7 protein-coding genes are annotated in these 11845 nt (G+C 34.7%); 3 read left to right on the top strand and 4 right to left on the bottom strand.

The genetic code is table 11. From position 1 onward, the window contains the following. Positions 1–17: 17 nt before the first annotated feature. From nagB to OZP12_RS10015, 3 genes are all read right to left on the bottom strand, one after another. On the bottom strand, positions 18–1955 hold the full coding sequence (nagB, locus tag OZP12_RS10025) for a glucosamine-6-phosphate deaminase (RefSeq protein WP_281228951.1): 1938 nt from the start codon (positions 1953–1955) through the stop codon (positions 18–20). 351 nt (positions 1956–2306) lie between these two features. After that, positions 2307–3887, bottom strand: a complete 1581-nt coding sequence (locus OZP12_RS10020; RefSeq protein ID WP_281228950.1) for a RagB/SusD family nutrient uptake outer membrane protein — start codon at positions 3885–3887, stop codon at positions 2307–2309. A 12-nt stretch (positions 3888–3899) separates the two neighbouring features. Then, positions 3900–6932 (bottom strand): SusC/RagA family TonB-linked outer membrane protein, encoded by a 3033-nt coding sequence (locus OZP12_RS10015; RefSeq protein ID WP_281228949.1) that lies wholly within the window; start codon positions 6930–6932, stop codon positions 3900–3902. Between the two features lie 275 nt (positions 6933–7207). Here OZP12_RS10015 and OZP12_RS10010 point away from each other — a divergent pair, with 275 nt between their 5' ends. The 3 genes from OZP12_RS10010 (at position 7208) to OZP12_RS10000 (ending at position 10711) form a co-directional block, all read left to right on the top strand. After that, the gene (locus OZP12_RS10010; RefSeq protein ID WP_281228948.1) at positions 7208–8248 is read left to right on the top strand and encodes a sensor histidine kinase; all 1041 of its coding nucleotides are present in this window, start codon (positions 7208–7210) and stop codon (positions 8246–8248) included. Next, complete coding sequence (locus OZP12_RS10005; RefSeq protein WP_281228947.1) at positions 8238–8939, top strand: LytR/AlgR family response regulator transcription factor; 702 nt, start codon at positions 8238–8240, stop codon at positions 8937–8939. The genes OZP12_RS10010 and OZP12_RS10005 overlap by 11 nt, the downstream gene beginning before the upstream one ends. A gap of 332 nt (positions 8940–9271) precedes the next feature. Beyond that, complete coding sequence (locus tag OZP12_RS10000) at positions 9272–10711, top strand: MFS transporter (RefSeq protein ID WP_281228946.1); 1440 nt, start codon at positions 9272–9274, stop codon at positions 10709–10711. 460 nt (positions 10712–11171) lie between these two features. Here the strand turns inward: OZP12_RS10000 and fsa are convergent, their stop codons facing one another. Further along, positions 11172–11828: a fructose-6-phosphate aldolase gene (gene fsa, locus OZP12_RS09995; protein ID WP_281228945.1), complete on the bottom strand. Its 657-nt coding sequence runs from the start codon at positions 11826–11828 to the stop codon at positions 11172–11174. Between the last annotated feature and the right edge of the window lie 17 nt (positions 11829–11845).

Below are 11845 nucleotides of genomic sequence, written 5' to 3'. Positions count from 1 at the left end.
AAAAAAACTAACTACTACTAATATTCAAATCGTTTAAAAGCTTCAATCGCTTCATATTCGGCCAAACCTAATTTATCATATAATCTTGCCGTATTTTTATTTCTGTCCTCTGCCCTAACCCAGAATTCCCTGGAATCATTCCCTTGGAACATTACCCTGTCTTTTTGAGATTGATGATACAAAATAGCCTGTCTTTTCAGCATTACTTCATCTGGGCTCAAAGGAACGGCCATATCGATTTCATGAATATCCCACTCATGCCAAGCTCCTCTATACAACCACAACCAGCAATCGTTCATGAAAGGTTCTGGTTTTAATGCTTTCAAAGCTGCAAAAATGGCGTTCAAACATACTTCATGCGTACCGTGCGGATCGGCCAAATCGCCTGCTGCAAATATTTGATGCGGTTGTATTCGCTCAATAATTTCCTTTACAACAGCAATATCTTCCGTCCCCAATGGTTTCTTTTGAACCATCCCCGTTTCATAGAAAGGCATATCCAGGAAATGAGTGTTTTCGTCCTTCAAACCGATATATCTTGTCGCAGCATAAGATTCTCTTCTTCTAATTAATCCTTTTAATTTCCTAACTTCGGCAGAATCACTTTGATCTATCGTTTTGGAATTAATAGAATCAATTACCGATTGAAAATTGATTCCCGAATCACCTCCTTCAACAAAATCATTACACACTTCGGCAAACTTTAATGCTTCATCATCAGTAACTGCAATGTTTCCGGAAGTTTGATAAACAACGTGTACATCATGCCCTTGTTTAATCAATTTGGCAAATGTTCCTCCCATCGAAATAACATCATCATCAGGATGCGGACTGAAAAGAATAACTCTTTTCTTCGCAGGATTAGCTCTTTCAGGTCGGTTGGAATCATCAGTATTGGGTTTACCACCTGGCCATCCAGTAATAGTGTGTTGCAATACATTAAACATATTGATATTCAAATCATACGAAGAACTTCCCGCTGCCAACAAATCAGACATTCCATTGTTATTGTAATCTCTGTCGGTCAATTTAAGAATCGATTGATTCGTTTGTTGGCAAAGCCAAACAATTGCCTTGTTTTTCAATTGTTCAGTCCAAATACATTCCCCTACCAGCCAAGGTGTTTCCAATCTCGTCAATTCTGAAGCGGCACCTTCATCCAAAACAAATGTGGTATTGTTATGGTTTTGCAAAAAAGTAGCTGGAACTTCTGAGCTAATATCTCCCTGAATTGTTCTTTTTATAATGGAAGCTTTATTTTGCCCCCAAGCCATCAAAACTATTCTTTTGGATCGGAGAATAGTAGAAACTCCCATTGTAACTGCTTTTTTAGGAACATTTACTATTCCGTTAAAATCCCCCGAAGCATCTACTTTGGTAATATGATCTAAGGTAATAATCCTTGTTCCCGAATTGATATGAGAACCCGGTTCATTAAAACCGACGTGACCGGTACGACCAATTCCTAACAACTGAAAATCAAGGCCTCCGGCGTTTTTAATATTCATTTCATAATCAACGCAAAACTGGTTTAAGTCTTCCAATGCAACCGTTCCGTCGGGAATATTGATATTTTCAGGCCTAATATCAACATGGTCAAAAAGATGCAAATGCATAAAGTAATGATAACTATGATTGCTTTCCTTCGGCATTGGGTAGTATTCATCCAAGTTAAAAGTCACAACATTATCAAAACTCAACCCTTCCTCTCTGTGCATACGAACCAATTCCTGATACACTTTTATTGGAGAAGAACCGGTAGCCAGCCCTAATACACACTTCTTGTTTTTTTCTTGTTTGGAACGAATTAAATCGGCAATCTCTCTGGCAACGATTATTGAAGCATCCGCCGAGTTTTTAAAAATTACATTATGGATTTTTTCAAAACGGGTATCTTCAAACTGACCAGCTTTTTTAAAGCTTATGTCGTTGACTATTGTTGATGTAGTTCTCATGTTTTTTGTTACATTTTAATTATTAAAAAGCTGAATATTAAACATTTAAAGTATTAAAAAACAACTTATTAATTGTTTGTTTTGATATTGAATTTAATTCTTTTTTTTGAAACAAGACCTCAGATTTCCTGTTTATATATAAATTTTATTTTCTAAAAAATAAAAGTAATTTCTATGACAATAAGCCCTTAAAACAAAGGAAACATCCTTTACAAATCGGAGCAGTTGGTTATATAACCTTTAAAAATCAATTAAAATAAATCTTGCAGCAACATTCTAATTCTTCATTTTTTTATATCCAGACAGGCTTTCACCTGCCTGGAATAAAAAATTAACTATTATAAAATATTTCTAGAAATTAGCTCCGGTAGTATCCCACCAAAGTCTAGTTCCTCCATTATCAGGTCCGCCTAATTTGCTCAGTCCTGTTGCAACACCACCAGGATTTCCGTCTTTTTCAGACTGTACAAAGTTTACTCTGCGTGGACCAAATTCAGTTGTAATCGTTCCGCCACTTGTATTATGTATTATTCTAAACAATTTAGGATATCCGGTTCTTCTATATTCAGACCAAGCTTCTTGCCCTTCAGGGAAGTTGGCAATCCATTTTTGAGTGATGATTTTTTGCAATTTCACTTCATTGGAAGCAGCTGCATCCCAAGCGATAGTAACTTTATTCACTGCCACTGTATTATTGGCAGCATCTTTCACGTCAACGAAATCTTTAGCCATTTTTGCATTATCTGCAATATAAGCAGCCGCTCCCGAAACACCGTGTTGAGCAAATGAAGCCGTGATACCTGCCTCATATAGAGCTTGAGCAGTTCCTCCCATATTCCATCCTCTCAAAGCACCTTCGGCTCTCAAGAAATATACTTCGGCTGTAGTCATGAATACTTTTTCATTTGATCCAACAATTGAACCAATTTCAGACATACCTGTACGATCAGATTTGGCAATCATGTTAATACCGGTACGAACTCCTCTATATTGACCAGGAAAATCAGCTGAAGTATTAAAATATTTAGCTAGTCTAGGATCTGCATAACCATTCATTATAGATTCCATATCAGCAGACATTCTAATATCTCCCCAAGCTGAAGAAATTGTCAAAATTGGATCGATGAAATTAGGGATAATTACTTTGCAGATATCAGCATTCGTAGTCATTACACCAAAAGTTTGGCTAATTGCTTTTTCAGCTTCAGTTTTAGCCAAAGCAGGTTTGATTTTCACCAATCGCATAGCCAAACGCAAACGCAATGAATTCGCATATTTAACCCATTGTTTGTAATCACCTGCATAAGCTGTCATATCTGTACTCACAAAAGTGGATGCCTCACCTGCATTTACTCTTTTTGTCAATTCAGCAACAGCAAAATCAAGTTCTGAAAACATTTTAGTGTAAACTTCTTCCTGTGAATCATAAGGAATCGTAGTATTTGTAGTTCCAAATTGAGAATATACAATTGGTCCGAACACATCAGTAACTCTGTGCATTGCTTCCACTTTCAAAATAAGTGAAATAGCATAAAACTGATCGTATTTTCCTTTAGTTCTTTGCTCAATTTTTAGCGTATTTGCCATTACATCTGTATAAGGCAAACTCCAGATAAAACCATTCCAACCATCAACATAGTTATAGTTTGAATTATCTCCCGCAGCTCCTTTAAAAGGGGTTGGAGTAGCCATATAACCTGACCATATATCAGCATTAAGGTTTTGCTGCAATTGGTATTTCCAATGGGTAGTGTTAAAAATACCTGTGAAAACAGTAGAAAAAGGTACTTTTACATGGTTAAAATCCTGTTCAAGTTCTTTGGCAGTAATCCCCGTAGGATTGGTGTTGATTTCATTAAAATCACTGGTACAACTTACTGCTGCCAATAATGAAGCGCATATAGCAGTTGTTTTTATTTTATTTAGTATCATGATGATAGATTTTTAGAAAGTTACATTTAAATTAAGACCGATACTTCTAGTAGATGGTGCTGCATAAACATCAATCCCCTGTAAACCATTTCCTGTACTCAAAGAAATATTTGGATCAAATGGCGCATCTTTGTAGAAGAAAAATAAATTTCTACCTACTAATGATAAGTTAGCCGATTTAAGAAACTTAACATTTTTAAGATCAAATGTATATCCAAAAGCTAATTCTCTCATACTTACATTTGTAGCATTATAAACATATTCTCCAGAAATACCTGCTCTACCACCAACTTGGCTATAGTAACTCTCTGCAGGATATTTTCCGGCATAAGCTGTTCCATCAGGATAAACCGCATTAACAACTACCCCACCAGCAGCTCTGGCATCACCAGTTGCTTTAGAAACACCAAACTGATCATTTACAGCCTCGGTCAAACTCATTACATCCCCGCCAAAACGACCATCAATTGTAAAATTCAAGAAGAAGTTATGGTATTTGAAAGAGTTAGAAAAACCTAACATAAAATCTGGATTTGCATTACCCACTTCTTCAAAATCTGTTTTTTGGAACGATCCGTCAGCATTCAATAAAATTCTGCCTTGTGCATCTTTCTTAAAATTAATTCCTTCAATAACTCCAAACGGACGACCATTGATCAATGAATATCTATAACTGTTTACGCCAGGCTGTGTCAAAATAACTGTTCCTCCCAACTCTTCTGGTAATCCAGAAACCTCATTGTTATTTTTCGAATAGTTCACAGTTGCATCCCATTTGAACTTATCATTATCGATAATTTTTGCATTCAACAATACTTCAATACCACTATTTTTGATTACCCCGCCATTGTATGCGTAATTTTGGTATCCCTCAGCATTTGTCGCTGGAGCAGGAATAGTAAGTAATTCATCTTTTGTTTTATTATTGTAGTAAGTCAATTCAATTCCGAATTTGTTGTTCACAAATCTCCATTCAGTACCCAACTCATAAGAATCCTGACTTTCCGGTTTCAAATTTGTACCTGGTCTTGGACCAACTGTTGGGTTGATATTTTGTGGATTTGCAGCCGTATAATTTGAAGTTGGTGAAGTATAAAATGCAGGAACATCATTACCAACCTGAGCAAAAGAAGCACGAACTTTACCAAACGAAATTGATTCCGGCATTGTGATCATTTCACTCAAAAGAGCAGTAAGTCCGGCAGAAGGATAGAAAAACGACAGATTACCTGTGTTTGCCAATGTAGAAGACCAGTCATTACGTCCGGTAATATCTAAATAAAGCATGTTTTTGTAACCAAAAGTTGTCGCTGCAAAAACAGATTGTTGCTCTCTTCTATAACCGTAATTTTGATAATTACCAGTATTAGAATTAAAATTGTGAAGTGTGAACCAGTTTGCAATTCCCAATCCTGATGGATCTGAGTCTAAAACAGTCTCATCATTAATTGATGTTTTTGTGAAACTAGTACCTACGTTTGCAAAAAACGTAATATCAGGATTGATATTTGTATTAATTGTAGCGATTAAATCGGCATAATTTTGAGAGCTTACATCTGTAATATTGATGTATCTACCATTTGGATGAGACAAAGTTCCTTGAGTAGTTGCGTAAATTTCTTTATTAAATTCTGAAGTCACTCTATCATAATTATACCTAGAACCAATAGACAACCAGTTATTTACTTTGTAATTCAATCCAGCTGATCCGTTAAAGAATTGATTACCATCTTTAGATTCATTACGTTTCAATCCCCAATATGGATTTTGCTCAATATCTCTGTCTGTCATCCAGTTTTGAACCATCATGTTTCTGGCAGGATCAAATTTTTCGAAATTATTTTTATAATATTCAAAATCGTTTCCTCTTGGCATTAAATAAAGACCTGTAAGTGGGTTAAAATACAATCCACTGGTGGGTCTGTTTGTTACATATTGAGAAGTATAGCTTACATTGGCATTAACTGTCAATTTATCACCAAAAAATTTCCCCATTTGTCTAACATTGAAGTTGTTTTTGCTCAAACTGTTTGTTGGCAACACTCCATTTGCAGAAGTGTTAGCATACGACACATTTGTAGCCGAATTTGTTGAACCTGTAGAAAAACCGAAAGAAGAAATTTGTGTTACTCCTGTTTCAAAGAAATCTCTTGTATGATCGTGAGTTGCCTGAGCCGCTCCCCATGACTCATCTGCTCCTGGTTTAGCAATATAAGACGTTTGGAATTTTGGCAAATAGGCAGCTGTCTCAACAGTTGTATTTGAAGACACTCTGAAAGAAGAAACTCCTTCTTTAGCTTTTTTGGAAGTCAACAAAACTACCCCTCTGGCTCCTTGACTACCATACAAAGCTGTTGCAGATGCTCCTTTAAGAACTGTCATTCCTTCATAATCATCAGGATTTAACAAACCAACAACATCTCCTCCATCACGGTTTCCTCCTTGTGTAGAACCGAATGAATCGTTTGGCTGAATCGATGAAATGTTCAACATTGGCACCCCGTCAACAACATATAAAGGATTGTTGTTTGTAGTAGATGAATTTCCTCGAATTGTAACTTTTGTTGATCCTCCAGAACCACCGGCACTTTTAGTAACAGCAACTCCGGCAATTTTTCCGGCAACTGTGTTCATTAAGTTAGGATCTTTTGCTCTAACAAGCTCTTCCGATTTTAACTCTTGAGCCGAATAAGTCAGAGACTTTTTAGATTTTTTAATACCCAATGAAGTTACAACAACCTCAGACAAAGCTGTAGAACCCGATTCTGTCAGCTGTACATTAATAGTAGCCGATTCTCCCACGACAACACTTTTTGTTTCATACCCTAAATAAGAAATCACCAAAGTTGCCCCAGTTTTAGCTTCGATACTAAAACCACCATCAAAATTTGTCGACGTCCCATTCGACTCCCCTTTTACCACAACATTTGCTGCAGGCAAAGGCATACCTTTTGAATCAGTAACCAAACCCTTGATTGTCTTTACCTGCGCAAGGGTTAGTTGCGCAGTAAAAACAACCATAACGATTAATAGAATTTTTTTCATTTTAAATAATTTTTTGTTAGTTATGGGATAAAATTAGAGGGATGGTATTTCCTAAAAAAAAAAATTAAACCAACAGCATTGTTTTTTAAACCAACGACATCTTTTAATCAATAATGTGTTTTTCGAAAACGTTTTCTATAATATTTTTTAAGCTATTCTTCATATATCACAACATTTTTTTTATTAAAATGCTTTTTTTAATAACAAAATGATTATTGTTGCATAACCAAAACGGCATTGGTTTGATTTTATATTCAAATGCCTGAAATAGTATTATGAAAAAAGTAAACTTCGAAATCAAACTCATAAACCACGTATGGTTTTGGGTAATCTGGTTTTTTCTTAACTTTTTGCGTTGGGGAGCTTATTTTAACGATTATAAGTACTCATTCAAATCAAACTTATTGGAATATGCACTCCACATCCCTATTGTGTATTTCAATATATTGGTATTGATCCCAATGTTTGTATTAAAATCCAAATACATCAAATACGCGTTTTCACTTTTAGCCAGCCTTGCTGTCTTTTATTTGTTAAAAACCGGACTCTACTATTACATAATCTCTAAGAATATTTGGCCCGAAGCCAACAAGGATTACACCCCTTTTGAACTTAACCACATTGTTGCCGTTACTATTGGGGAAATTTATGTGCTTGCAATTGCATCTTCTTTTTATTTAATGTTAACATGGCTAAGGGAAAGAGACCGTAACAAAGCGATATTGGAGAATCAAAACAAAATCAAGTTGAAATATTTAAAAAATCAGATTCAGCCGCATTTCTTCTTTAACACTTTGAATAATTTATATGCTTTGTCGCTGGAATCATCAAACAAAGTGCCCAATGTAATTATTAAGCTTTCCAATTTGATGGAATATGTATTGTATGACATTGAAGATAGCCAATTTGTTCCTTTAATAAAAGAAATCGATTATATCCAAAGTTATATTGAGATTGAAAAGCTCCGGTTTCAAAATGTGGAAGTCAGTATTAATATTGAATCAGATCTGGATAATATAAAAATCCCTCCATTATTGTTCATTTCACTGATAGAAAATGCTTTTAAACACGGAGGGGCAAATAATAAAAACCTCAAAATAAAAATCAACTTCAGAGTTGTAAATTCCAAGCTCGAATTTGAAATAATAAATAATTTTGTAATTTCACCACCTTTAAAATCTAAAAAAGGAATTGGTTTATCCAACACCAAAAAGAGGCTAAAACTAATTTTTAAGAACAATTTCGTCATTCAACAAATGATAAAATTCAATTTTTATATTATCAAAATACAAATCCCTTTACACAATGAAGATTAAATGCGTATTAATTGATGATGAACCATTAGCCATAAAAGTATTACTCAATTATTTTGAGAATTTTTCGGACTTTGAGGTTATTGCTACTTTCAATAATTCATTGGAGGGACTCGACTTTATTAATTCAAATAATGTCGATGCTGTGTTTCTGGACATCGACATGCCAATGATGACCGGATTTGAATTAATTCGTTTGCTTGAAAACAAAACCCGAATCATTATTACGACAGCTTTCAGGGAATTTGCTGCCGAAAGTTATGATTTGGAGGTATTAGATTATTTGGTTAAACCAATCCCCTTGCCTCGATTTATAAAATGTATCCACAAAATCGAAGCCGAACATAATTTAAAAAACAATATCAAAATTGATAACCATCGCGTTGAACCACACATTTTTATAAAAGTGGATAAAAAGATGGTCAAAATCAATATTGATGAGATTCTTTTTATAGAAGGAATGAAAGAATACATAAAAGTAGTCACTCCCGAGAAAACTTATATCACCCACAAATCGTTAAGTTCCCTAACCGAAGAGTTACCCGCAGACAGGTTCATGCGTATCCATAAATCCTATACTATCGCCTTAAATAAAGTAAAATCCATAGAAGGAAACAGAATACAAATTTTAACGCACAACATCCCTATAGGTCGAAATTACAACAAAGAAGTTAAAAGTAAAATTTTAGACTAAAATCCCTCTAAAAAACTACACTTTGTTACAACACTTACAAAGACTAAACTATAGAAAACAATCACTACACTTCAAGTTTTTAATGTATTTTTTACACTTATTAAGCTATTAAAAACGACTTATTTTTTATACTCAAAGCTCAGTCCTACATCGATTTTTCTTTAATAAAAAGGTAATAAAAGAGTCATTTGTTGACGAAATAATGTCGTTTATATAAAAGTAAAAAACTTTATAACGGAAAATTTTTTTTTAAAATCGGTAAGAAATATATTTACAGTCTTGCAGCATCAAAATAATTAATAATAACCAAAAAAATTAAATTTTAAAAAATTATGAGTACAGAAAATTCAAAAACCAACTGGGGACAGTTCATCCCCTTAGCTAGCGTTTTCTTCTTTTGGGGATTTGTGGCTGCAAGTAATGACATTTTAATTCCCGTTTTCAAAAAAGCATTCGATTTAACACAAGGAGAAAGTCAATTAGTGGCTTTTGCTTTCTATATCGCTTATACCGTTGGTTCGCTTATTTACATGGGGATTTCAGTTGTAATAAAAGAAGACTTAGTAAACAAAATAGGTTACAAAAACGGATTATCAGTAGGATTATTTATTTCTGCTTTAGGAACGCTTTTATTTTATCCCGCTGCCAATACAGGGTCTTTCCCATTAATGTTGGCAGGTCTTTTTATAGTAGGATTAGGGTTTTCATTGCAACAAACGGTAGCCAATCCATTGGCGATTGCCTTAGGACCAATTAAAACAGGCTCTCAACGTTTGACATTGGCAGGTGGTATCAATAATTTCGGTACTACAATTGGACCATTAATTGTAAGTTTTGCCATTTTTGGTTCTAATGCAAATGAAAATACTACCGCAAGTATTGAAAGCGTTAAAATTCCTTACCTAATCTTAGGACTTGCTTTTTTAATAGTTGGAATTTTATTGAAATTCTCATCATTACCAGAAAGACCAGAATTAGTTGAAGAAGATGATTCTCATGACAAAATATCCATAAAAAAATCAGCTTTACAGTACCCACAATTGGTTATGGGGATGATTGCTATCTTTTTATATGTAGGAGTTGAAGTATCTACAGCAAGTAATTTACCTGCTTATATGGAATCAAAATTAGGATTCTTGACCAAAGATGTTGCTCCTTACATCTCTTTATACTGGGCTAGTTTAATGATTGGCCGTTGGACTGGAGCTGTCGAAGCTTTTACTGAAGACATGAGCCTGTTAAAAATATTACGTTTTGTTGCGCCTTATTTGGCTTTTGGGGTGTTTTTGGCGGTAAACGCTATTGCAAACCACGATTTGACTCCTTTTTACATCTATGCATTAGTTATTTTAGTATTAATTGGTGCAGATATGGCGAGTAAAGGAAATCCAGCCAGAATGCTACTAATTTTCTCTTTCTGTGGTATTGCTGCAACAGCTATCGGTATTACAACTTCAGGAATGGTAAGTGTTTATGCTTTTACAAGTGTTGGTTTATTCTGTAGCACTCTTTGGCCTTGTATCTTTACATTGGCTGTAAGCGGATTAGGAAAACACACTAGCCAAGGAAGTAGCTTCCTTATCATGATGATTATGGGAGGTGGTTTTGTGAGCGTTTTCCAAGGGAAAATTGCCGAAATTATCGGAATACAATCTAGTTATGTTGTAGGTGTCATTTGCTTCGCTTATCTAGCATTCTATGCTTGGAAAGTAAGCCAAATCTTAAGAGCTCACGGTATTGATTTTGACAAAAAAGTAGCTGGAGGACATTAAGATTTTAGATTTCAGATTTTTGAATTTAGATTTCTAAATCATAAAAAAAATCCCATTTTGCTAAAAAATAGTAAAATGGGATTTTTTTATTTTAGACTCGACAAGTTTTTAAAACATAAGTGTTCGAAGAGTCGAGTAAGACAATATTTAGCCGATTTTTACTCAATATTGTCATTCCGAGGAAGGAGGAATCTCCGCAAGTAATTCCGCAATCAAAATCTCTAATCTTTGTCGAGCTTCTAACGGAGATTCCTCCTTCCTCGGAATGACAAACTTTATGGGTAATATGTTGTCGAAATAGATGGCTTTTGCAGTCTTCCGAACACTTGTGTTTTAAAAACCTGTCGGGTATGACTTCTAATAGAACTTAATCATAAAAAAAAGCCCCATTTCGTACTGAAATGGGACTTTTTTTTATCGTTTCAATCTGAATTCTAAAATCTGAATTCTGCGATCTGAATTACTTATTTCCTTTTTCGAAATCAGCAATAAATTGAGCCAAACCGATATCTGTCAATGGGTGTTTTAATAATCCGGTGATAGCAGATAATGGACCTGTCATAACATCGGCACCAATTTTAGCACAGTTTACAATGTGCATTGTGTGACGAACTGAAGCAGCCAAAATTTGAGTTTCATAACCGTAGTTATCATAGATTTCTCTGATTTCTTCAATCAAAGCTAAACCGTCAGTTGAAATATCATCCAAACGACCAATGAATGGAGAAACATAAGTAGCACCAGCTTTGGCAGCCAATAACGCTTGACCTGCAGAGAATACTAACGTAACATTCGTTTTAATTCCTTTATCAGAGAAATATTTAGCAGCCATCACCCCTTCTTTTGTCATTGGTAATTTAACTACGATTTGATCGTGTAAATCAGCCAATTCTTCACCTTCTTTAATCATTCCGTCGTAATCAACCGCATTTACTTCAGCACTTACATCACCATCAACCAAATTACAGATATCAACATAATGTTTCAAAATGTTGTTTTTCCCTGTAATTCCTTCTTTAGCCATCAAAGATGGGTTTGTAGTAACTCCATCCAAAACACCTAATGCCTGTGCTTCTTTAATTTGAGTTAAATTAGCTGTATCAATAAAAAATTTCATAATATACTTCTATTTAA

The sequence above is a fragment of the Flavobacterium aquiphilum genome, assembly GCF_027111335.1.
GTDB lineage: Bacteria > Bacteroidota > Bacteroidia > Flavobacteriales > Flavobacteriaceae > Flavobacterium > Flavobacterium aquiphilum.
Note: the sequence above shows the minus strand (reverse complement) of the source record. Positions and strands in the feature narration are given on the sequence as shown.